The 22,967-nt window shown below is 39.4% G+C and carries 22 protein-coding genes; 5 read left to right on the top strand and 17 right to left on the bottom strand.

The window, feature by feature from the left end:
• Positions 1-23: 23 nt before the first annotated feature.
• The 13 genes from NSQ84_RS15000 to NSQ84_RS15060 form a co-directional block, all read right to left on the bottom strand.
• Entirely contained in the window at positions 24-1,670 is a 1,647-nt protein-coding gene (locus tag NSQ84_RS15000) for a urocanate hydratase (protein WP_339212036.1), read from the bottom strand.
• Between the two features lie 994 nt (positions 1,671-2,664).
• A complete protein-coding gene (locus tag NSQ84_RS15005) occupies positions 2,665-3,483 on the bottom strand; it encodes an alpha/beta hydrolase (protein WP_339212038.1) in 819 nt (272 codons plus the stop codon).
• A gap of 39 nt (positions 3,484-3,522) precedes the next feature.
• Positions 3,523-4,203, bottom strand: a complete 681-nt coding sequence (locus NSQ84_RS15010) for an alpha/beta hydrolase-fold protein (protein ID WP_339212040.1) — start codon at positions 4,201-4,203, stop codon at positions 3,523-3,525.
• 75 nt (positions 4,204-4,278) lie between these two features.
• Positions 4,279-5,076 (bottom strand): fumarylacetoacetate hydrolase family protein, encoded by a 798-nt coding sequence (locus NSQ84_RS15015; protein ID WP_339212042.1) that lies wholly within the window; start codon positions 5,074-5,076, stop codon positions 4,279-4,281.
• 15 nt (positions 5,077-5,091) lie between these two features.
• Positions 5,092-6,120, bottom strand: coding sequence for a 4-hydroxy-2-oxovalerate aldolase (gene dmpG, locus NSQ84_RS15020; protein WP_339212044.1), 1,029 nt, complete (start codon positions 6,118-6,120; stop codon positions 5,092-5,094).
• A gap of 14 nt (positions 6,121-6,134) precedes the next feature.
• Positions 6,135-7,019, bottom strand: a complete 885-nt coding sequence (locus NSQ84_RS15025; protein ID WP_339212046.1) for an acetaldehyde dehydrogenase (acetylating) — start codon at positions 7,017-7,019, stop codon at positions 6,135-6,137.
• Positions 7,020-7,058: 39 nt separating this feature from the next.
• Positions 7,059-7,847: a 2-keto-4-pentenoate hydratase gene (locus NSQ84_RS15030; RefSeq protein WP_339212047.1), complete on the bottom strand. Its 789-nt coding sequence runs from the start codon at positions 7,845-7,847 to the stop codon at positions 7,059-7,061.
• A gap of 372 nt (positions 7,848-8,219) precedes the next feature.
• Entirely contained in the window at positions 8,220-10,145 is a 1,926-nt protein-coding gene (locus NSQ84_RS15035; protein ID WP_339212049.1) for a XylR N-terminal domain-containing protein, read from the bottom strand.
• Positions 10,146-10,156: 11 nt separating this feature from the next.
• On the bottom strand, positions 10,157-10,459 hold the full coding sequence (locus tag NSQ84_RS15040) for a 2Fe-2S iron-sulfur cluster binding domain-containing protein (RefSeq protein ID WP_130157373.1): 303 nt from the start codon (positions 10,457-10,459) through the stop codon (positions 10,157-10,159).
• A 171-nt stretch (positions 10,460-10,630) separates the two neighbouring features.
• Entirely contained in the window at positions 10,631-11,116 is a 486-nt protein-coding gene (locus tag NSQ84_RS15045; protein ID WP_327873250.1) for a flavin reductase family protein, read from the bottom strand.
• A 223-nt stretch (positions 11,117-11,339) separates the two neighbouring features.
• Positions 11,340-12,542 (bottom strand): flavin-dependent monooxygenase, encoded by a 1,203-nt coding sequence (locus NSQ84_RS15050; protein WP_327873251.1) that lies wholly within the window; start codon positions 12,540-12,542, stop codon positions 11,340-11,342.
• A 222-nt stretch (positions 12,543-12,764) separates the two neighbouring features.
• Complete coding sequence (locus NSQ84_RS15055) at positions 12,765-12,971, bottom strand: 2-hydroxymuconate tautomerase family protein (RefSeq protein WP_063388368.1); 207 nt, start codon at positions 12,969-12,971, stop codon at positions 12,765-12,767.
• Between the two features lie 36 nt (positions 12,972-13,007).
• Positions 13,008-13,922, bottom strand: coding sequence for a catechol 2,3-dioxygenase (locus NSQ84_RS15060; protein ID WP_063388369.1), 915 nt, complete (start codon positions 13,920-13,922; stop codon positions 13,008-13,010).
• Between the two features lie 383 nt (positions 13,923-14,305).
• Between NSQ84_RS15060 and NSQ84_RS15065 the strand changes: the two genes are divergently transcribed.
• From NSQ84_RS15065 to NSQ84_RS15080, 4 genes are all read left to right on the top strand, one after another.
• Entirely contained in the window at positions 14,306-15,214 is a 909-nt protein-coding gene (locus tag NSQ84_RS15065; protein WP_339212051.1) for a S8 family serine peptidase, read from the top strand.
• On the top strand, positions 15,165-15,425 hold the full coding sequence (locus NSQ84_RS15070) for a hypothetical protein (RefSeq protein ID WP_130157363.1): 261 nt from the start codon (positions 15,165-15,167) through the stop codon (positions 15,423-15,425). The genes NSQ84_RS15065 and NSQ84_RS15070 overlap by 50 nt, the downstream gene beginning before the upstream one ends.
• Before the next feature lie 105 nt (positions 15,426-15,530).
• Positions 15,531-16,001: a YrvL family regulatory protein gene (locus NSQ84_RS15075; protein WP_235600456.1), complete on the top strand. Its 471-nt coding sequence runs from the start codon at positions 15,531-15,533 to the stop codon at positions 15,999-16,001.
• 332 nt (positions 16,002-16,333) lie between these two features.
• Positions 16,334-16,888, top strand: coding sequence for a hypothetical protein (locus NSQ84_RS15080; protein ID WP_339210336.1), 555 nt, complete (start codon positions 16,334-16,336; stop codon positions 16,886-16,888).
• A 160-nt stretch (positions 16,889-17,048) separates the two neighbouring features.
• On the opposite strand, the gene NSQ84_RS15085 is transcribed toward NSQ84_RS15080, so the two are convergent.
• Genes NSQ84_RS15085 through NSQ84_RS15100 form a run of 4 tightly spaced genes read right to left on the bottom strand, consistent with a single transcriptional unit; the run spans position 17,049 to position 21,178 of the window.
• A complete protein-coding gene (locus NSQ84_RS15085) occupies positions 17,049-18,404 on the bottom strand; it encodes an LLM class flavin-dependent oxidoreductase (protein WP_339210338.1) in 1,356 nt (451 codons plus the stop codon).
• 24 nt (positions 18,405-18,428) lie between these two features.
• The gene (locus NSQ84_RS15090; RefSeq protein ID WP_232515604.1) at positions 18,429-19,250 is read right to left on the bottom strand and encodes an ABC transporter permease; all 822 of its coding nucleotides are present in this window, start codon (positions 19,248-19,250) and stop codon (positions 18,429-18,431) included.
• 26 nt (positions 19,251-19,276) lie between these two features.
• Positions 19,277-20,104 (bottom strand): ABC transporter ATP-binding protein, encoded by an 828-nt coding sequence (locus tag NSQ84_RS15095; RefSeq protein ID WP_063388411.1) that lies wholly within the window; start codon positions 20,102-20,104, stop codon positions 19,277-19,279.
• Between the two features lie 39 nt (positions 20,105-20,143).
• Entirely contained in the window at positions 20,144-21,178 is a 1,035-nt protein-coding gene (locus NSQ84_RS15100) for an ABC transporter substrate-binding protein (protein WP_130158721.1), read from the bottom strand.
• Between the two features lie 628 nt (positions 21,179-21,806).
• On the opposite strand from NSQ84_RS15100, the gene NSQ84_RS15105 reads away from it, so the two are divergent.
• Entirely contained in the window at positions 21,807-22,709 is a 903-nt protein-coding gene (locus NSQ84_RS15105) for a TauD/TfdA family dioxygenase (RefSeq protein WP_199757346.1), read from the top strand.
• Positions 22,710-22,967 lie beyond the last annotated feature (258 nt).

Here is a 22,967-nt window from a genome sequence, read left to right on the forward strand (position 1 = left end):
ATCTATTTATCTGTTGCTGATCACTACTTTATGTCAATTCTCCGCAATCCTTTTTTCTCAACCTCATCCAATGCTTCTTCATATCCTGCATCAGCATAACGTAAAACACCGAGTCCTGTATCATTATCAAGCGTAAGATTTAATCTTATGCTTGCTTGCTCAGTACCGTCGGCTACTATCGTTACACCGGCGCTTGTCATATAACCGGTATAGCCACCTCCGCCTGAATGAATAGCGACTAAATCCGCCATTGAAGAGCAATTCAGCATAGCGTTCAGAAGCGGCCAATCGGCAATTGCATCACTTCCATCTTTCATTCGTTCCGTCATAATATTCGGGTGAGCCATCGATGCAGCATCGAGATGGTCACGAGTAAATGCAATCGGACCGCTCAATTGGCCTTTTTGCACCATTTCATTGACTGCTGTTGCCAGTTTTGTACGATCTCCGTGGCCAAACCAACCGATACGCGCCGGCAATCCTTGAAATGGAACATACTCTTTGGCCAGCCTAATCCAATTGGTCGCAATTTCATTGTCAGGAAAGTGTTCAAGAATATAGTCATCTATTTTGTAAATGTCTTCTGGATCCCCCGACAAAGCAATCCAACGAAATGGTCCAATTGCTCGACTAAATAATGGACGTAAAAATGCTTCGGTGAAAATGTCAATTTCGAACGCATCATGAACACCTTCTTGTGATGCCTGTGTCCGGATGTTATTCCCGTTATCAAAAACAATGGCGCCGCGCCGCTTAAATTCCAGCATAGCCCGAACTTCTTTTGCTATAGATTTGCGAGCATCAGCAGCCAGCTTTTTCGGGTTTAGCTTTCTTGCTTCATGTACTTCCTCGATCGTATAGTTTTCCGGGATATAGCCATACACAAGATCGTGAGCGGATGTTTGATCAGTCACAATATCAGGGATGATTCCCCGTTTTAAAATTTCCGGATAAACTTGGGCGGCATTGCCAACCAATCCAACAGATAAACTCTTTTTATCTCTTTTCGCTTGGTCAATCCATTGCAGCGCTTCATCCAAACTGTGTGTTTTCTTTTGCAAATATCCTGTTTCTATTCGTCTATCAATTCGATCTTCATCCACTTCTACACACAAGATGGCTGCGTTGGCCATTACACCTGCGAGCGGCTGTGCACCTCCCATTCCTCCTAAACCAGCCGTTAAAATAAAGCGGCCAGCCAAACTGCCGTGAAAATACTTGCGAGCAATAGTGGCGAATATTTCATAAGTTCCTTGAATAACCCCTTGAGAACCGATATACTGCCAGGCTCCAGCCGTTAAACCTCCCCAGGCAATCAATCCTTTCTCTTGAAGTTCATAGAAATTTTCGCTATTTGCCCATTTCCCTACTAAATTACAGTTCGCCATAACGACTAGCGGAGCATAAGCATGTGTCTTGAAAATACCAATCGGTTTACCAGACTGAATTACTAAAGTTTCATCTTCCTCTAAATTTTTTAATGCCTCGACAATCGCTTGATATGATCCCCTATTTCGAGCGGCTTTTCCTAATGCGGCATATACGACAAGCTCTTTAGGATTTTCCCCATTCTCTAGCACATTTTCTAATAATCGCAATAGGGCTTCCTGCCGCCATCCTTTACAACGAAGCTGGGGACCCCTTGCAGCTCGTATGGCTTCCATTTTCATCCCCCCTTACTTCATTTGAAACTCGATAATTATCAATAATTGATAATTAATTTTCATTTTTTAATAATATAACAGCAAATACCCATAAAATCAATAGAAATTATAATAATTATTTTAGAAATATTTTAAAGCCGACAGGCTCAAATTGAGAAATAGATTTTTAAAATCATTATGGAAAATAAGATTACAGCCTATCTTGTTGTTGTTAAGAAAACCTAATCAATTGAAAACTATGAATTTATTAAAAACTCTGTTGTTGCTTGAAGCCATTAGAGTAACACTAGTTAATTTAGAGTTTGTAATTTATTTTTCTTTCCAAATGCTAAAAGCGCACTGTACCGTTTTTGACATCATATTTTCTTAATCTCAACTGATGTAAACGCATATGGAAATGGAAATAGATGAGACTAATCGCTCTGCGTATATTTGGGGTTATATTGCAGAGACACTGCAAAAGGGAATCTCGCTTATCTCCAAATTCATATATCGAACGGAGATTAAAATTTTATTAAAAAATAAAAGCTTCTCTCTTACTTAAATTAACTGCTCAGCCTGTATTGAGTTTTTTAGATAAATTAAAACGCCGGACTTCGGATGCTCTAGCCAAACTGCCATAGGCAGCGGCCAGCAAACGAAACCCGGCGCGGGCTTAAAAACAAAAGATTCTATTTTAAATTCAGAATTAACCAGTAAGCGACGAATGATTTTTGTTTAAGGAAAGGAATTTTCGATAGGACGTACTGTAAGGCGTACTATAAAAAAGTTTAAAATGAGCTGGTTCATCACAAAAAATACATTCATGCTCCCAATATTTCTGCGATAATTTTTGTACGTGCGGTGTGTTGAGTAAGTTTATTCCGTTCTTAATATGTTTTTTACAAACGGTGATCATCAGCATCCCCTCGCTAAATTAAACGAATTCTGATTACGTTAAGAAAAGAAAAAATGGTTTTTGCACATATTGAAAGCAGGAAGCAGTACGTAAAAAATCCGCTTATTTATTCAAAAATTCTATTACTTGACCTGCAAAAAATTCTGTTTTTTCGATTTGCACCCAATGGCCGCAATTTGGAAAGACATGAAGTTGGGCGTCAGGAACAATTTGAGATAATTTCCAGCTTGTTTTGTCCAATGGGATCACCCGGTCTTCTCTTCCGTGAATGAGTAAAACCGGAATTTCTATTGCCCGAAATTGTTCCTCTGTAAGCGCCAAAGCATTCACATGTTTTTGTCTAGGCGGCGGAAACATTGCGGAATACGATTCTTGAAAACCTTCCTGAATGCTAGCTTCATAGCGCATTTTGACCAGGTTGTCATTTTCCCCCATGCTTGGATCATTTGACATAATGCCAATGATTTTTTTCATATTTTCAATGCTCGGCGTATATCCCCAAACGGCATCAAGTTCCTCTGTAATTGGAAATTCAATCCCTGCGCTTCCCATCAAAATTAACTTCTTAACAAGATCAGGGCGACGATTTGCAATATGCAGAGCTAAAGCTCCACCCATGGAATTTCCAATGATTGAAACCTTCTCAAGATTCATCGTCTCGACAAAGTTAATCATGTGTTCGACCCATACATTCACGGAATATTGAATATCTTTCGGCCTTTCCGTATAACCAAATCCTACGACATCTGGGGCATAAAGATGAAAATGCTGGGAAAGGAGCGGAAATACTAAACGCCAATTAGCCCATGCAGAAACCCCGGGACCAGAGCCATGAATAAGAAGAAGGGGTTCTCCTTTCCCGTCCTCGTGATAATGTGTTTTGATTCCTTTCACATCAGCATACTTTCCCGTTTCTATCATAATCAACCTCCCCCAATATTATTAAATCGATGCCTTTTATCATGCGAGATTTGTTGTCTTATTTTGACCGTAGTTGTAAGCATCCTGACGCAGCCATGAAACGATGTCTCGTTGATTGTCTTGTGATATTTCATGTCCAGCCGGATAAATGGTATACTTCACAGAAGCTGCATGTTTGCGCAAATAATCATAGTTTTCCTGTCCAATGTTTAAAGGAAAAATATGATCTGATTCTCCTTGAGTTAAAAACACAGACAACCGCTCGATAGACTTCAATGGATATTCTTCCTTCACAAACGATGGTATATATCCATTCATTGCAACAATCCCTTTTATTTTTTCGCCCAATATTAAAGCGAGTGTCATACTTAAGATTGCTCCTTGGCTAAAGCCAATCAAATATACTTTGTCAGAATCAATCGGGTATTTTTTTAGTGCAGCTTCAATAAAGTTCTTTAATTTATTTACACTAATATCGAACAATTCTCGTTCTGGCTTTCCATATTCTTTCAAATAATAATATGCGTATCCATCTTCATATGGAAGATCACCTCTAATGCCTATTAAAATAAATTCCTCTTTTAAATCTTCCACTAATGAAAGCATGTATTGTTCGTCATACCCTATGCCGTGCAATGCGAAAACAACAGGATACTTCTTTCCCTCTTCTGCGGTTGAAGGGAGGTGAATTTCATATTCATATGACAAGACATTATTCATCAAAATTCCTCCTTAAAAATGGAATGTTATTTTATAGATGAAATCTCATATACCGCCAGCAAGGCATCCGCATTCTTATTCTTTTACACTAAACGAAACATCTCCGAGTTGATCTAATTGCCCGATTACTGTATCTCCAGCTGTTAGATTGATCGCCTCAGTGATGCCCCCAGTTAAAATCATGTCGCCCGCTTTTAAACTCTCTCCTTTGCGCGCCAGCATATTAGCCAAAACAGCAGCAGAATTTGCCGGATGATTTAATACCGCTGCACCAGCTCCGCAAGCTTTTAATTCCCCATTTACATAAAGCGCTGCACCTATCAAATCTAAATCAATTTTTAACGTGTGGATTGGAGTCAATGTGCTCCCGATTACAACTCTTGACGAAGAAGCGTTATCTGCAACAACATCCGGCAAAGTAAACTTAAAATCTTTATAGCGGCTATCAATAATTTCTAAGGCCGGTGCGACATATTTTGTTGCCGACAGCACTTGTGTTCTCGTTACATTTGGGCCCTCTAAGTCCTCACCTAAAATAAAAGCAATCTCCACTTCTACCTTCGGATGTATAAATTCGCTCAAATGGACGACTCCGCCGTTTGGAACGAACATATAATCAAAAAGATATCCGTAAATCGGTTCTTTCACATTCATTTGCGTCATTTTCGCTTGACTTGTCAGCCCCATTTTCGAACCAATGATGCGATGACCGCTGTTTATTTTGATTTTGATGAGCTCCTTTTGTATCTTGTATGATTCCTCCACAGAAAGGTCCAAAATATCTTCTGTGATGCGAGTAATCTCCCTTTTTTCATATTCCGCTTCATTTAACAATTCAGCAAATTTTCGATAGTGACGAACTTTTACTGCCATTGCCCCAACACCTCCTTATGAAACTGGCGATTTTTCTCTCTTCTTCGCAATTTCTGTTGCTACGTCTACAATCATGTCTTCTTGACCGCCAACTACTTTGCGTTTGCCGAGTTCAACAAAAATATCGCGCGAGTCAATCCCTAATTTTTGGGCTATCCGCTTGGTGTGGAGCAGAAAGCTTGAATAAACACCGGCATATCCCAGCACAAGGCTGTCTCTTGTAATTTCTTGGGGAGCTGGAAGCATTGGCGCCACAATTTCTTCTGCAAGATCCATCATTTTATAAAGATCAATACCGGTTTCCTTTCCTAATCGATCCAACACAGCTACCAACACTTCCGTCTGGGTATTTCCTGCCCCTGCTCCCAAACATCGAACACTTCCATCAATGCGGGTCGCTCCTTCTTCGATGGCAACCAAGCTGTTCGCCATGGCCAGAGACAGGTTGTTATGGCCATGAAAGCCAATTTCCACTCCTACATGCTGCTTAAGGGCACGAATTCTATCCCTGACTTCATGCGGAAGAAGTGCTCCTGCTGAGTCAACGACATAAACGACATCCGCTCCGTAGCTTTCCATCAGCTTTGCTTGTTCTACCAGTTTTTCAACTGGCGCCATGTGGGCCATCATTAAAAATCCGACTGTTTCCATTCCAAGCTCTTTTGCCAGCCCAATGTGCTGGGCAGAAACGTCTGCTTCTGTTACATGAGTTGCAACCCGCGCCATCTTCGCCCCAAGCTCGGCAGCATGTTTTAAATCTTTCATCGTGCCGATTCCCGGCAGAAGCAAGACGGCGATTTTTGATTGCTTGCAAACCGACACGGCGGCCTCAATCAGCTCGAGCTCATTTGTGCGAGATAATCCATACTGCAAAGAAGAACCGGCCAATCCGTCTCCGTGTGCGACTTCGATGTATGGAACGTTCGCTTCATCTAAAGCTTTGGTGATTTTTGCGACTTGATCGACTGTGTATTGATGGGCAATGGCATGACTCCCGTCTCGCAAAGCTACTTCCGTAATTAATACATCACGTTTTTTTGCCATGCGGTTTTCCTCCTCTACGCCGTTTGTGCTGCTAATTGATGTTTTGCGAATTCTTCCGCAACCTTTACCGCAGCAGCCGTCATAATATCAAGATTTCCAGAATATTTCGGCAAATAATCGCCTGCTCCTTCTACTTCAAGGAAGACAGTGATTTTATTCCCATCAATGATTGGATCGGTACGTATCCGGTATCCCGGTACATACGATTGGACCGTTTCCACCATCTCTAAAATCGATTGAACAATGGCTTTTTCATTCATACTTGCTTCTTCTACTAGAGCATAAACAGTATTTCTCATAATAATAGGCGGCTCCGCCGGATTTAAAATGATGATGGCTTTTCCCTTTTTGGCTCCGCCAATTTTTTCAATGCCGCGTGCCGTCGTTTGTGTAAACTCATCAATGTTTGCCCTTGTTCCCGGTCCCGCACTTTTACTTGCAATGGTTGCGACAATTTCAGCATAATCAACTCGACTCACCCGATTAATTGCGTGGACAATCGGAATGGTCGCCTGGCCGCCGCATGTAATGAGATTCACGTTCCTTTCTTCGAGTTGTTCATGGAGATTTACAGACGGGATGACGAGTGCTCCGACAGCTGCAGGAGTCAAGTCAAGAACCATCTTACCCGCTTCCTTTAACAGCTTTGCATGACGGATATGCGCTTTAGCTGATGTTGCATCAAAGACGATATCAGCAAGTTCCGGATTCTTAAGAAAACCTTCGATTCCTGTGCTGATAACCGTATACCCTTTTTCTTTCGCACGGCGCAAACCATCTGATTCAGGATCAATCCCAATCATAGCTGTTAATTGCAAAATATTGGAACGTTCCAGCTTCAACATTAAATCTGTGCCGATATTTCCTGATCCAAGAATAGCGACGTTTACTTTAGTCATGAATATCACTCCGTTTCTATCACTCTTTTTTAACTGTTGCTAGCAAAAGCGAACGCTTACTTCGCCTAAATGAGCAAAACGGGCTTGAAAAAAATCGTCCGGCTCCGCATCGATGGCGGCGGAAAGAGCACCTGAAAGAATAATCTCTCCTGCATTAAGTGTTATTCCGTATTCAAACAGCTTATTGGCTAGCCAGGCTACACAGGTAGCTGGATTCCCCAAAGCTGCCGCCCCTGCTCCTGTGTTCATGACCTCTCCGTTTTTATATAACACCATTCCTATCCTTGATAAATCTAAAGAATCAACAGCCACTTGCTTGTCACCTAATACAAAAAAACCTGAAGAAGCATTGTCAGCAATCGTATCCTGCAATTTTATATTCCAATCGGCGATGCGGCTATCGACAATTTCTAAGGCTGAAGCTATATAATCTGTTGCTTGAAGTACATCCAGCTCTGTTACTCTTGGACCGATTAAATCTTTCTTTAAAACAAAGGCGATCTCTGCTTCTACTTTTGGCTGGAGAACCTTTTCATAAGGAAGAGCTCCTCTATTTTCCACCTTCATTTCATCCAATAAATGACCGTAGTCCGGTTCATTGACTCCTAACAGCTTTTGCATCGCCAAGGATGTTAATCCTATTTTTTTCCCTACGATTCGTTGTCCAGTGTTAGCTTTCCGTTGAATATTTACTAATTGAACTTTATATGCAGTCTCTACCGTGATTTCTTGATCGAGAGAAGTTAGCGGCTCAACAGCTTTCCTATTTTTTTCCGCTTCCATAAGGCAGTCAGCGAATTGAATCACTTTTTCATCAATAACCTGCATAATGGTATGCACCTCGTTTAGGTTTCTTCTACTTTTGCTAACGATTCGGATATCTGATTTTTCTATTCATGAAGACATATCATATGACAGCTTCTCTTTACATTCCTCTTGACTCGGCAAATCTTGCTGTTAATGGGTTGAAGAAATGTACAGGCATCCATTCGACAAAAATATAATCGTCTTGATTTAGAAAATACCGGCTGATTCCTAGAGAACCAAAAGCAGATGCTTGAAAGAATCATGTTTTTAGCAAGCTTAATATTTAATGATCCATTTATATCCGGAATTTCTCCAATATAGGCAGCTGCTGCAATTTCACGTGCCGTCCCAGTCTCCTTGACCATTTATTTAAAAAGAAAAGCTGTTCATCTTTCAGTCTCCAACAATCTCCTCTTTATCTAAATGCAAATCTAGGTCGATATTTAGTTCCCCCCAGTAGATGAGGAATCGAAGAGACAAAAACATCTGATAGCCTACGCTGGGAGAATTGATATCGATTTGCAAAATTTCATTTATCTTTTGCAGCCGATACCGCAAACCGCTTATAGAAAAATTCATAGCACGCGCTGTTTTATGAACATTGCTGCCGTTGCTCAAGTAATAATAAAGTGTTTTAGTGAATTCCATATTTCTGTTTTTATCTTCTTCAATTAACTTTCCTAATTTTTTATAAATGAACTTTTGAATCGGGTTTATATTTTTCATTTGGAAGATGATTCCTTCAATCCCTAAGGAATCAAAGAAAATAATCTTCTGATGACGGTTGGCGACCCTCAACGCTGACAGGCACTCTTCATACAGTTGAGATGCCTCTTCTATTGAACTGGTGTTTGAGCTGATTCCTACTTTAAATAAATATTGAGGATATTTATTGGAACAGTAATCAATTAATGATTTACAAAAGTTTTCCTTATTCATCTTGTTTTTTAACAACAGACATTCGGATAAAAGAATGATGACCTTTCCAGATTTTTGACCAAATAAAGCATTTAACCCTTGATTTTTCATAAATATGGAAATATCATTTATTAAATCATCGTTAAAGCCCATCTCTTCTTCAACTGATGGTTTTTGAAGCAAAGTATCGATTGCAATCATAAAGTACGGATCATTCAATTGAAAGCCTATATAATAGGCCCGCTTGGTCATTTCTTCAAAAGAAATTTGTTTAGATAAAATATCGTCCAAAAATTTTCTCTTAATCCGTTGCTCCGTATTAAAGCGAGTTCGCTCATTCAACAAATAAAGCGAACAAGCAAGCGCTCCATGTTGTATTATCAACTTATCCACTTCCTGCGGAGCTTTTTCTTCATAAAGAAAAGAGCAATACCCGACAATTTTTCGATCCAGATAGATCGGAGTAATCAGTCTTTTTTGTTTAGAGAAAGATTCTAAAAATAACGTTTGCTTTAAAGTTTTCAAATCTCTTAAGTATTTACTTTTTTGATGAATCCATTTTTTAAAGTTATCGGAAGCAAAAGAAGCATTTTGTTCTGGAAACCCCGCGAAAGCAATTAGATTGAAATTGACATCTTCTATGAGCACAGGTATCTTTGTGATTTGATGAAGAGCGTATGCAATCGAAGATAAGTCATTTTCCTTTAGAACCTCTTCCATCAGCTTTCGATGAACCTCGTACGCTTTACTAAGATTGTCTCTTTCTATTTTTAGCTTCTTAAACGTCTCATCAAGCTCGCCGATAATATTATCTGCCTTATAATATTTGAGCTCGCCATCTATTTCGCCATCCCATTCTTCAACAGTTCGACAGACAGCGTGGCAATATTCATGGCCCATTGCTTTGCATTTAACCTCTTTCGTTATGACTTTTTTGCCAAGAATAGTTGATAAATATCCGCTTGCATAGCCAACAAGTGTATGACAAACAGGCTCGTGAGCAAGCCCAAATCTTTGAAGATGTTCTTCAGCTTCATAAGAATTTTTCCAAATTGCTTCATGGTGCATCGTTCCATTGGAAAAGTCCACTTCTGCCACTAATACATCTACCTCTTCTAGATAGCCATGCAGCGTATGCATTCTCGGACCTACGAATAAAAGCTCCTTTTTGCTATCCCAGTCCATTTCTAACGCTTTTTGCGCATCTTTAACCCCGCAATGCCATCCATGACGCAGAAGGAACCCTTTCGTTCGCTCGTTTCCCAACGTTTCTATCAGCTCGTGGCGCAGCATCCCCATGGCGGCTGTTGGAATCGTAACTATTCGCTCTTGTGGATCGTCTTGATTGGTAAGAGTAGAGATTTTATAAATTTTCGTTAAGTCCAGTTCATCAGCTTTCATGTTTTCACCACCTAAGAAGAGTGAGTGACTTTAGATAGATCAATAAGAATCTTCATATCGGTTTTTGGATACGTCTTGCATGCTAATGTATAATTCACCGCTCTTTCCGTGTCAGGCAACACTGCTTTGGAACTGGTACCTCTTTCAAATTCTCCTTCCTCCACTTTAATTTTGCACATTCCACACCCACCGCCTTTACAAGCATAAGGAATTTTAATGCCCTTTCTATTAGCCGCATCAAGCAAGCTTTCCCGATCATGGCATAGCAATTCGCGGTTTCCTTCGCCATCATCGATCACCTGCACCTTAAACATGATTTTCCCTCCCCTCCTGCTTCTTACGCTTAAATTCTGTTTCATAACCATTAAATTTCCGTCGTTTCTATGACTATACGATGGTTCGGTTCGTAAAAAAGAGAGCTACTCGATCGCCCGTTGTTAGCACTATGATAAAGAAATTGAGCTCCCCTCTTTTCAACGGAATCGTTAACTATGGACGCTTTCTTTTAGAGATTTTAATTCGCGGTATTTTCCTTGGAAAAATATTAACGGTTCAGCATCTTCCTGAAAATGAACATCTGTAACTTCTCCAATAAACAATGTATGATCTCCTGCTTCATATTCTGCAACCACATTGCATGTCAAGGAAGCGATCGCTCCTTTTATCACAGGCATACCGTTCAACCAATCAAATTCAGCTTCACGATTTTCCTTGATTTGTCCGGCAAATTGCATAGATATTTCCTTTTGATTTTCAGCCAAAAAGCTCACGGCATATGTTTTAGATTTTTTAATGCGGTCAAGCATCTTAGCTTTTTCACCAATCGAAATAAGCACTAATTTTGGATTTAACGATACGGACATAAACGCATTTGCAGTCATACCGTGTATACTCCCATCGATCTCCGTCGTTATGACTGTCACCCCTGTTGCAAATTTCCCCATTACGTTGCGAAACAAACGATCATCCATCGGTATCAGTATCCTTTCCTTTTTCGGTAGTTTTCTGTTAAAATTCCCCATAATTGAACCATAAATATTGTGCTGGTCCCTCACAACTGTTAAGAATTGAATAACAACCATCCAGCTGGTTTTATTGGTCCGAGCTTTATGCGAAGTTGAACTCCCTCTACCTAAAACATTTCACACTCATAAAGAGTGATTTTAACTCCAATTACACACTCTGCCGCTCTCTTTACCAGACTGGATCACCCGGTAAACCAAATAATGTCCTTCCGTATGCAGCCATAGCGTCCTCCCACAGGGAGTTTGGATGAGCCGCCACAGCTAACAAATCTCGCGTGAACAGTTCGACCGGATCTCCTTTAAAGATCGAATTGCCTCCAAGTGTCAGCATTGTTCTCACAGCGATATTAGCTGACGTCTTTGCCACATATCCTCGCCATGCAAACAGTTGTTCTCTTTCCATATCGTTCATCACGGTCTTTCCTTCTTTTTGACAAGCCTCTAGCTGGCGAATATATTGTTCAACAATGCCCTCCATTGCATTTAATTCTGTTTTCATTTCAGCCAGTAACCGCTGACTGGCCGCAGAGTCCTTTTCCTTCGCACCGGCCTTGAAGACACGAATACGTTTCTCGGTGCGCTCTTGAAATAGTGACACCAGCCGTTCTGCCCCGCCCAAAGATACTAAAGGGAATCCCAGCAAGAAAAGCGGCATAAACGGTATACGATATACCGGATCATTCTCATCATAATCGCCCCCGACCGGTTTTCCATCAGCCATCACTCGACCAGCTGGTAGGATTCTATGCAATGGCACATAGGCGCCTTCGACAAGTACTCCATTGCTTCCAGAAGCACGGAGACCAATCGTATTCCAATTTTCTACGATTTTGACATCAGACTTGGGCAACGCCAACAGACAGTACTCTGGACCATTGCTGTCAGGCAGTTCCATCATGGCACCGAGAGCGATCCAATCACTATGGAGGACACCGCTGCAGAAGTTCCACTGCCCATAGAGACGGTAGCCTTCACCATCTTTCTCTACTCGGCCTACAGGGGCCACCACGTCAGCCAGCAATCCTCCTTGCCCAAAGATTTCTTCTCTGCCTTTTGGATCCAGATATGCAGCCCAAACTTCATGCATGGAGTAAAAGTATGTCAGCCAAGCACCGGCCACACTGTGGCGAGCCACTGTGCGGATAATCTCTCTATAAGTCCTTAAGTCTACTAAAAGCCCTCCGTACCGCTTGGGACGCAAAAGCTTGTGAAACTCTGCATCTTTAATGGCCTTAGCCACCCGATCAGAAAAACGGGCATTTCGATCAGCTTCGCTAGCTTCTTCCTCAGCAAGACGCCCTACCTCTTCTGCTTTGGCAAGAAGAGTAGCGATGTCCGGTTTATTCTCTAACAAAATTCTATTTTTTTCCATTCTAATTTTCCTCCCCCGACCTGTCATTTAAGGAGATTCAGCGTCTCCCTACATATCATTTAAGGTAAGGCAAACCGCTATTCGGTCTGCCTATTTCCATAAAAGATTAAAAATTTCTTGATAACGCTTACAAAATACACTTTTTAGTTTAAACACTGCGAAATCTGTTCCACACAGATATGAAAGAATCGTGAAAATTCTTTAAAAATACAAGAATTTCGATTATTTTCCTTTAGTTTGACTGAGTTTCTTTTGTGCTGATTCTCCGGAAATTCCCCAGTTTTCCGCAGGAAGCTCTTGAATCAGTACACGAATGGTGCTTAATGGCACATTTAAGGCATGGGCTGCTGCGTCCGATGTTTCTTTTATTAACGTCTCTTTTTGTTCTACTGTAAGACTTCCAAACAATTGAATTTGAATAATCGGCATGTTTTTATCCTCGCTTATGATCAGTTGTGCTTTTTCTTACGTCAATGCCTTGGCGAATGACTCCGTCAACTCTCTTCTGTGATAAAAAATTCCTTGACCGATTTTGTCTTCAGTCCATGTTATAGTTGGAAAATCAGGATAAGTAATGTAACCGCTCGCAAAAGCTTCATTGCGATTGCCTGAAGGATCAAAGAAATAAGTTGTTTGTCCTCGCGTAATGCCATGGCGTGTCGGTGTAACATCGAATTGGACATTATTTTTTGATAAAATATCTGCTGCCTTTAGCACATCATACCAATTGTCAACATAGAACGCGACATGGTGCATCTTCTTGTCCGGTCCTTTAATAAAGGCAACATCATGCGGTTTTCCATTTCTAGCATAAATAAAGCTCCCCACCATTTGTTCTCCATCTACTGTTGTAATTTTTTCACTAACGAACATATCCAGGACTTCAGTGAAAAATCTCGTTACAGTGTCTATATCATCTCCTGTTAATGCTAGGTGATCGAGACGATGCGGCGCAATTCCCCGCAGTCCATCCGGCCATGGGTGAGGATTCCAATCTCCTGTTTTCGTACCGACACGCTCGATTTTATGATACAATTCAACTTGGTGGCCTGTTGGAAGTTCAAAACGAATTGCTTCTCCTTCCGCAATTCTTGTTCCTTTTGAAACCCGTTTTAATGTACACCCGAATTGTTCAATCTTCTTTTCGTACTTGGCTAAATCTTCTTCGTTTTCTACTTTAAAAGCAATGTGATCAAGGCCAGGAGAGTCAGCCTCCTGAAGAATAAGGCTATGATGATCGAATTCATCCCACGCCTTTAAATAAACTCTCCCTTCACTTCTTCTCATCTCTTCAAGACCAATTACATTTGTGTAATACTTGACTGATTCTTCAAGATCCATGACTCTTATTTCAGCCTTGCCAACCCGCATAATAGCCATTTCAACCACTCCTTATATTTGATTTAATTTATGGAATAATTTTAACAATTTTTATTTTCTGATTATACAAACAATTGTGCTGTTTTACCTTTAAATTCTTTGCCATTTTCGCAATAATGTACTAAATTTTCATGTGGAGCTTCGAGAAATACTGAAAAACATATACTTATATGGTAAGAACGAAATCATTGATGATATGTTTGATAAATCCCTGCTGCTTTCAGTTCCTAATCGAAATTAATAAAAACGAAAAATATAATCGAAGTTTAAATTTGTAAAATATATGAAAATATTGGAATTTTTTATAATAGTGTGATATACTACTGAATGTTTGGAAATTTTGAATTTGTATAAAGTGGGGTAGAAAAATAATTTAAAAGTATTTGTTTGTTCTTCCAAGTATTTTTTTCATATTAGTCTTATTTCCGGTTTATGGTTCTGCCGAATCAAACAATACTGTAGAAAAAAATAATTCTCTAGAAAACTACACATATTTATTAAAAAGTCCTAAACAGGCTAAAGAAGTTTTAGAAATTATGAAAAACCAATACCCGTCTTTGAATGTAACAGCAATCGAAGATATTGGATTAATATATGTAGAGAATTCTAAAAATATAGATGTAAATAAAATTGAAAATAAAATAATAGAATATATAGATGTACAAGGGGAATTACCAGATCTCATTTCCCCTTACGAAGATGCCGTTACACCAAATAGAATTCTAAACGAAGTGAAGCAATTAACACTCGATGAGTTTAAAGAATCTAATCAATTTGACACTAATATCGAGTTTCCATCACTAAATTCTGAAACATTTACGCCTTTTAATTGGTATTTAAAAGATGTGACAAGTGATTATAAGAATTTATCTATTGATACAGGGGAACATTCCACAATTGCTTTAATAGATAGTGGAGTAGATATAGAACACCCATTGATAAAAGAAAATATTGATTTAACATTAGCAAAAAATTATGTCACAAATGACATGGATATTACTGATGAATTAGGTCATGGCACAACTATTGCTGGGATAATGTCAAGTATTGCTCCAGATACAACAATTGTTCCTTACAAAGTTATTGGAAATGAGGTAGGGAAATCAGTATGGGTGATAGAAGCTATTATTGATGCAGCTAATAATGATAATGATGTGATCAACTTAAGCGTCGGTACTTATTTTATTAAGTCAGAAAAAGAAGATAAGTTACTGATTAAGGCATATAAAAAAGCTGTAAAATATGCAGAAAGTAAAGGGGCTTGGAATTCCTCAAGGATACACACTAACTAAAGGAACAAGTTATACCGTAGCACAAGTCAGTGCTACGGCAGCTCTTATTATTTCAGAGTATACAGAACGAACAGGTAATAAGCCTTCTGTTAATAAAGTGCTTAAATATCTAGAGAAGGGAAGTTCTGATATCGGTAAGCCTGGTAGAGACAATTATTTTGGAGAAGGAAAAGTGAATGCATATAGTTCCTTAATGATGATAAATAAATAAAATTAGAAAAGAGACTTTCTCAAGTTCTTTATATATATAAATCATTTTTACTAATAATTGGTAATGATAATTACCTGTTCTAATTTAAAATATTGAGAAAAATAATTGAAGGAGGCAGTTCATATCAATAAATTTAAAACTGTAGGTATCTCTATTTCTATCGTACTGATAATATTACTCTTTATTGCTTTTTTTGAATACATCATTTTAAGAATAATAGGTTTCCAATATAATTCATTATTGGATTTAGTATTGTTCTTTATTTTGTATTTATTCCTTGAAATACCTCTTGCTTTTATTACAGATGCAATACCAAAAGCTTTAAAATCTGTTGGCATACTTCAAACGAGTAAAGGATGGCTACCATTTATTTTGAATACAACTCTTACCTTTTTATTGATTGAAGTAATAGATAATTTTATGGCAAATATTGAAATCGAATGGCAAGGTTCACTCATATTTGCGATGGTTACTGGATTTATTGGTTGGAAATTAAGAAAAGATGAGGATGAACCACCAGATATTGATAGTGAGGAATTTAAAGAAATAGATAATAAATTTAAACCCAAAAAATAAATCATTAAACATATGTGAATGCTTTATACAAATCTAGGTAACATAAAGCCAACTATGGGAAGTAATGAAAACCGCCAACCCCTTGATACGCAAGGAATTGGCGGTTTTCTGTTTTGACTCGTTTATGCAGGATTTTATACATCCTTGATGGATCAAGGGTTTTCCCCTTTTATGAAGCTCTAAATCTTGCATAAAAAAGGCGGATTTTATGCAGTCCTTCTCTCCCTTTTCCTCCTTACAGAACAGGTAAATGAATTATATCTGTCGAATGCTTCTAAAACGGATAGGAGAACGCTCTATATCCCGTCCCATCCCACTAGGAGGTTGAACGAATGAAATCGCAAGAACGAGCTTACAGTACCAAAGAAGTGAGCCATACCTTAGAAATTGGTGATAGTACATTACGAAAATGGTACCTAGCTTTGGAAAAGAACGGTTATACCTTCATCAAAAATGACCGAGCACAGCGATTATTTATTGAAAGCGACCTAGTCAAACTAAGACACTTCCAAACCCTTGTTCAACAACACAACATGCAGTTAGAGAACGCCGCGATCGTTGTCGTTGACCGGTTTGGGAAAGGGGCGTTCGAAGAAGTAACGGGCCACGTTCCAGCTGAAAAACCAAACGAAAATCGTTCGTTCCCTCATTCGGATGATCACATTTCTAAATTATTGAAACACATCGAGCAGCAAGAAACATTCAATCAAGAATTATCCTTCCAAGCTAGAAATATTTCCATAGCCTCTCACTCCTCGTATACTAAGTTTCAGAAAGTTTTTTTTATCGAATTTCCAGTCCATGCAACAAAAATAGAGTATGAACTTTTCAATTTAAAACATTTATTAATTTCTAAATTATATAAAAAAGATAATTTATATAAATGAATCTTAGTCTAATTCCAATAAAGAAGCGGCCAGCTCTTACTTCTAAAATAAAAAGGATGCCCTAAAGTTTTACTTTTTGGGACACCCCTAACTAATTGACTCGACCATTAAACTGTCATTTTCGCATGACTATTTTTTTAGATGCAATATTTCCCTTCATCTACAGTGTCTCTCCTATTTTAGCAATTAAAGTATTTTCAGGACGTTTTAGCCCTAAATGTTCTCGTAAAGTATTGCCCTCATATTCCGTGCGGAACAATCCCCGTTTTTGCAGTTCAGGTATCACTAAGTCAACGAAGTCTTCAAGTCCTCCGGGCAAATATGGCGGCATAATATTGAAGCCATCAGCTGCCCCATTTTCAAACCATTCTTGCAGTTGATCGGCAATTTGTTCAGGTGTTCCCTTAATTTCTCTATGCCCTCGTGCTCCTGCTATCCGTTGATATAGCTTACGAATCGTTAATCCTTCACGCTCAGCAAGGTCTTTTAACAGCTTAAAACGGCTTTTCCCTCCATTTATTTGTTCCAAATGAGGCAAATCAGGCAAGGGACCGTCGACAGGATACCCTGATAAATCAACACTTAACATTCCAGATAAAAGAGCAACTCCTGCTTCTTCAGGAATAAGTTCTTCCAGCAGCTTCTTATTCTTCTCAGCTACTTCTTCAGTACTTCCGATAACAGGAAAAACACCTGGCATAATCTTCAATTCATCTGGTGAACGCCCATATTTTTTCATTCTTCCTTTCACATCAGCATAAAAAGCTTGAGCCTCTTCAAGCGTCTGCCACGCTGTAAAAATAACCTCCGCGGTACGTGCGGCCAGCTCTTTTCCAGCTTCAGACGAACCTGCTTGGATCACAACCGGATGGCCTTGAACAGGACGGGAAACGTTTAAAGGTCCTTCTACAGAAAACCACTTTCCTTTATGATGAATGGCCTGTATTTTTGAGCCGTCCACAAATTGAGCCGATTCCTTATTAATCACTAAAGCGTCATCTTCCCAACTATCCCATAGCTTTTTCACTATATCTACAAATTCTTCAGCACGATCATAACGCTGTTCATGCGGAAGATGTTGCTCTAAGCTAAAGTTATGAGCTTCTGCTTCCGTATTGGATGTGACGACATTCCATGCTGCCCGGCCTTTGCTCAAATGATCAAGCGAGGCAAATCTTCGCGCTACATTAAAGGGTTCATTAAATGTGGTCGACACGGTAGCTGCAAGCCCAATGCGTTCGGTCACAGATGAAAGGGCTGATAACAGAGTAAATGGTTCAAAAAGTGTATTCACTGTCTGCTCAAATGCCTTGTGATTGCCTGTTCTTACTGCATACGTGTCCGCCAGAAAGATCATATCGAACTTTCCTCGTTCAGCCGTTTGCGCAAGCCTTTTGATAAAATCAAAGTTCATGACATTATGAGCTTCTGCATCAGGATGCCGCCAAGCTGCGACATGATGCCCCGGGATCATGAAAAATGCACCTAATTTCATTTCGCGCTTATTTGCCATCATTTTAATTTTCCCCTCTTTCCTTTATTATTGATTTGTCTTCCAAGCAGAGAACCGTTTTTCCAAAGATACTAAAATATAATTTAATACAAAGCCAAGTATGGCAATGGTAATAATACCGGCATACATTTCGGGAATTTGAAAATTCATTTGAGTATAATTAATTAAGTATCCTAATCCTTCTTTAGCCCCTACCATTTCAGCAGCAATTAATACGAGAATGGAAGCTGTTCCCGCCATACGTATTCCGGTAAAAATAGTCGGAATAGATGCAGGCAAAATAACTTGATAAAACAATTTATATGGCGGTAATCCCATTGATCTTGCCGATTTAATAAGTAACGGATCGACATTTCGAACGGCACTAATAGTATTTAGCAGAACAGGAAATGTACAAGCGAATAAGACAATCGCTACTTTCGATGTTTCACCAATGCCAAACACTAATATAAATACAGGCAATAACGCTAATGCAGCTGTGTTTCGGAATAATTCCAGCACCGGGTTTAACAAATCGCTAACGATCGGGTACCAGCCAATCAATAATCCGAGAGGAATAGCAATAAGCAGCGCAATTCCAAATCCAATAAATGAACGTACAATACTCGCTTGAAAGTGAGCCAATAATTCACCTGAGACAACTAATCCCCACCAGCCTTCAACTACTTTTGAAAAAGGCGGAAAGAACGTCGGATCGGTCACTCCAATGCGAGGCGCCACTTCCCAAAATAAAAGCAGCAGGATAATAACGGCTGTTTGCTTCACAAGTTTTTGAATCCAGTGAAAAGAAAAACGGATATGTTTTCTCGTTTCATATGTAGTTTGAATGGATTTGCTAACACTAGCCAATGTCATCACTCCTTTTATTAAATTTCCTAAGCTGAATGCTCTTTTTTATGATCATTTTGCGATTTACTGACCTCATCCCGCAGTAAATCCCAAATTTGATGGCGAGTCTTTACAAATTCCGGCGTGGAACGCGCATCGTCTTCCTTTGCTTGGGAATGAGCTGAGTTTGTAATAATTTGTTTTATCGTCCCCGGACGTGAAGTCATTACAGCGATACGCTGTCCTAAGTACACGGCTTCATCAATTCCATGAGTAATGAACACGATCGTCTTCTTTGTTTTTTCCCAGATACGAAGCAATTCGTTTTGCAATGTTTCGCGTGTTTGAGCATCCAAGGCCGCAAACGGTTCATCCATTAATAAAACGTCAGGGTCAAAAGCCAAACTTCTAGCAATAGCTACACGCTGCTTCATCCCGCCTGATAGTTCGTGGGGATAACGTTCTTCAAAGCCGGACAAGCCGACTAGCTCCAAAAAATGACGGGCGATTTCCGAACGTTCCTTTTTTGGCACACCTTTCGCTTTTAAACCAAACTCAATATTTCCCTTAGCTGTTTTCCAAGGAAACAAGGCGTACTGTTGAAAGACAATTGCTCGATCTAAACCGGGGCCGTCGATTTGCTTCCCATCTATTAAAATTTTCCCAGATGTTGGTTGAGACAATCCGCCGAGAAGATCAAGCAAAGTTGATTTTCCGCATCCTGACGGCCCGACTAACGTTAGAAATTCTCCATTTTTAACGGAAAAATGAACGTTCCTCAATGCGGTAAACTCTTTAAAGCTTCCTTTTCCCTTTTCAACATCCCGAATTTTAAAAATTTTTGTGACATGGTCAAATTGAATTTTATCTGTCACCTGTTGAACACCTCCTAAACATTTTTGTTCAAGCTTCCTTTAGTAAGGGTTGAATTCATTTGTGTATAAGTCATCCAGCCCAATTTCGCCTTTTTTCAACTCACCACTTTTTATTAGCCAATCGATCCACACTTGAAAATCTTTCTCCTGTATATAACCTCCTTTCGAGCCGATTCCTGTACTTTTCCAAAATTTAACTGTTTCACCATCTTCTTTTCGTTTTCTTTTTTCAATAATTGCTTCATAACGGGCAATGACTTCTTCTCTAGGGGTTGAACGCGCCCATTCAATTGCTTTCGCTGTTGCTTCAACGAATTTTCTCACAGTATTCGGATTTTCTTTAATGAATTTCTCAGTAAAAACATAACTGCCCGCATTAAAAGCACCAAACAAATCATAATCACTAAAGAGCTTCCGAATCCCGCCCCTTTCTAATGCCCGGTCTCGCAGCATTCCGCCTAACACAGCTACATCAATTTGTTTACTACGCAATGCTTGTTCTGCATTGACTGGCGGAATCACCACTATCGTTACTTTTTTAATTTCTTCCTCTGTTAATCCATTTTGACGCAAGTATTCTTTTAACACGAATTCATGGTGTGCACCGAGAGTATTCATCCCGACTTTTTTGCCAATTAAATCTCGCGCCTCTTTAATCGGACTATCCTCTAATGTATAAAACCCACTGAACGTATCTTCATCGCTGCCGTAATAACTGATCACGGCTTTAATCGGGGCGCCGCTGGCTTTTAATTTAATAATTGCTCCATTAAATGCACCGCCAAAATGAATTTCCCCTGTTGCAGCTGTTTGGATATCCTGTGGTCCACTCGTTGTATTTCCAACCCATTCAAGTTTGATTGGATCTAAATAACCTAAATCTTCCGCCAATTCCGGGAAAGTGACTTGTCCAGGAGATCCTTGATAGCGCAGTGTCAGCGTCTCATATTTGCCATCACCTCCGGCTTTGCCTTCTTTTTCAGCAACTGTTTTGTTCTGACAGCCAGCAGATAAAACAACTGTCCCTACTAACAATAAAATTCCTATCACTCTGCAATTCTTCAACAACTTCATCTTACTCCTCCCTTTTGATTTCAATTGAATAGGAAGAGGTGACTAACCCCCGACCTCTCACACAACCGTACGTACCGTTCGGTATACGGCAGTTCAATTAAGTCCATGCCAGCCCGCATAAAAAAGGTCTTTACATTTTCTGTAAAGACCTCCAGTGTACTGGTCGGCATATTCATCTATTAAAAAAATACCGGAGACATTTTGCAGCAATGTCTCCGGTTGACCGGTGGGAACAATCAATTAACCGATATTTCCTATTGAATTAGTATACATTAGTTATCCTTAATGTTACTGAGCAAATGAAAAATAGTCAAGCTAAAATTTACTGTAAAATATTAATTTTTTATAAATAAAAAATTTTTAAAATTTAATATTGACATTTTTTTCTTGTGAATCTAATATTTTTACTAAACCGATATGAATTCATCGGATTTACAACCTGGAATAAAAAGCTGACCAGCCATCTGGAAGCCGGAGCTCATCTGCTCTGGCTTTCTTGCTTATTATCGGTTTATTAAAATGGCTCACTCAACGAGCAAGGAGGTGGGGCTTCTATTAAGTGCCGATGAAATTTTGAGAAAGATGAATATTCCGTAGAATCATAAACTTTCTTGAGGAGGCGATCTCTATGACTGATGTCAAACAAGTACAAAATGAATCAGAGATTATTGTCAAACCAGTTGCCGGACGAATTGGCGCTGAAATATCAGGCATCAAACTTTCCGATAAACTAGATGCTGAAACAATTCAATTTATTCGCGAAGCGATCTTAAAGTACAAGGTAGTTTTCTTCCGAAATCAGCATCATCTAGATGATGCGGGGCAGGAAGCCTTTGCACAGCTGCTTGGCAATCCTGTTGTTCATCCAACTGTTCCAGCAAAAGACGGCTCCAATTATATTTTTGAGCTAGACTCTGATCGTGGCGACCGGGCCAATTCATGGCATACAGATGTTACATTTGTAGATGCATTTCCGAAATTCTCCATTTTACGGGGGGTTGTGATCCCTGAAGCAGGAGGGGATACTGTTTGGGCGAACACAGCTGCTGCCTATGAAACTCTGCCAACAGAACTGCGGAATCTTGCTGATCAATTGTGGGCAATCCATACAAATGCCTATGATTATGCAGCACTGCGATATAATATATCTCCTGAAGCAAAAAAGCACTATGACGAAGTATTCACTTCCACTTTATATGAAACCGAGCACCCCGTTGTCCATATACATCCTGAAACCGGTGAACGCAATCTTTTACTTGGTCATTTTGTCAAAAAATTTGTCGGACTTTCCACCTTCGATTCAGCCCAATTGTTCACTGTCCTGCAGCAGCATATTATACAATTAGAAAATACAGTTCGCTGGAAATGGAGTGCAGGAGATGTTGTGATTTGGGATAACCGTGCAACCCAGCATTATGCAATAAATGACTATGGCGACGAACAAAGAGTTGTGAGAAGAATTACAATTGCAGGAGATGTTCCTGTTAGTATAGACGGCCGCCGCAGCATTACACGAAAAATAGAAAAATAGTCCCATCAGGATTTTTCTAACCAATAATTTATAAAAGCCTTTCAGTTAAAAAGTTAAACTTCAAAAATTTTTATAACCAAATAAAAGCGGCATCTCCCTTATGTGAATATCAAGCTATATAAGATCGGAACCGTTTTACGCAGAATCGTCATCCTCTGATGCGAACACTGCCTTTTATCTAATAACCTTGGAATCGTTTTTATCGCTAATGACTTTTGAAAATTGGGCATCCCCCCTATTGCCCGGAAAAGAAAGTTT

This window comes from Aeribacillus sp. FSL K6-3256 (assembly GCF_037965805.1).
Taxonomy (GTDB): domain Bacteria; phylum Bacillota; class Bacilli; order Bacillales; family Aeribacillaceae; genus Aeribacillus; species Aeribacillus composti.

Coding starts and splice junctions, on each gene's coding strand:
- NSQ84_RS15070 (WP_130157363.1), top strand. CDS start 15,165: ATGCAGAAAGTAAAGGGGCTTGGAATTCCTCAAGGATACACACTAACT.
- NSQ84_RS15030 (WP_339212047.1), bottom strand. CDS start 7,847: ATGCAGGTTATTGATGAAAAAGTGATTCAATTCGCTGACTGCCTTATG.
- NSQ84_RS15050 (WP_327873251.1), bottom strand. CDS start 12,542: ATGGAAAAAAATAGAATTTTGTTAGAGAATAAACCGGACATCGCTACT.
- NSQ84_RS15055 (WP_063388368.1), bottom strand. CDS start 12,971: ATGCCGATTATTCAAATTCAATTGTTTGGAAGTCTTACAGTAGAACAA.
- NSQ84_RS15035 (WP_339212049.1), bottom strand. CDS start 10,145: ATGAAAGCTGATGAACTGGACTTAACGAAAATTTATAAAATCTCTACT.
- NSQ84_RS15015 (WP_339212042.1), bottom strand. CDS start 5,076: ATGGCAGTAAAAGTTCGTCACTATCGAAAATTTGCTGAATTGTTAAAT.
- NSQ84_RS15045 (WP_327873250.1), bottom strand. CDS start 11,116: ATGGATGATCGTTTGTTTCGCAACGTAATGGGGAAATTTGCAACAGGG.
- NSQ84_RS15000 (WP_339212036.1), bottom strand. CDS start 1,670: ATGAAAATGGAAGCCATACGAGCTGCAAGGGGTCCCCAGCTTCGTTGT.
- dmpG (WP_339212044.1), bottom strand. CDS start 6,120: ATGGCAAAAAAACGTGATGTATTAATTACGGAAGTAGCTTTGCGAGAC.
- NSQ84_RS15085 (WP_339210338.1), bottom strand. CDS start 18,404: ATGATGGCAAATAAGCGCGAAATGAAATTAGGTGCATTTTTCATGATC.
- NSQ84_RS15060 (WP_063388369.1), bottom strand. CDS start 13,922: ATGGCTATTATGCGGGTTGGCAAGGCTGAAATAAGAGTCATGGATCTT.
- NSQ84_RS15080 (WP_339210336.1), top strand. CDS start 16,334: ATGAAATCGCAAGAACGAGCTTACAGTACCAAAGAAGTGAGCCATACC.
- NSQ84_RS15100 (WP_130158721.1), bottom strand. CDS start 21,178: ATGAAGTTGTTGAAGAATTGCAGAGTGATAGGAATTTTATTGTTAGTA.
- NSQ84_RS15025 (WP_339212046.1), bottom strand. CDS start 7,019: ATGACTAAAGTAAACGTCGCTATTCTTGGATCAGGAAATATCGGCACA.
- NSQ84_RS15010 (WP_339212040.1), bottom strand. CDS start 4,203: ATGAATAATGTCTTGTCATATGAATATGAAATTCACCTCCCTTCAACC.
- NSQ84_RS15105 (WP_199757346.1), top strand. CDS start 21,807: ATGACTGATGTCAAACAAGTACAAAATGAATCAGAGATTATTGTCAAA.
- NSQ84_RS15005 (WP_339212038.1), bottom strand. CDS start 3,483: ATGATAGAAACGGGAAAGTATGCTGATGTGAAAGGAATCAAAACACAT.
- NSQ84_RS15040 (WP_130157373.1), bottom strand. CDS start 10,459: ATGTTTAAGGTGCAGGTGATCGATGATGGCGAAGGAAACCGCGAATTG.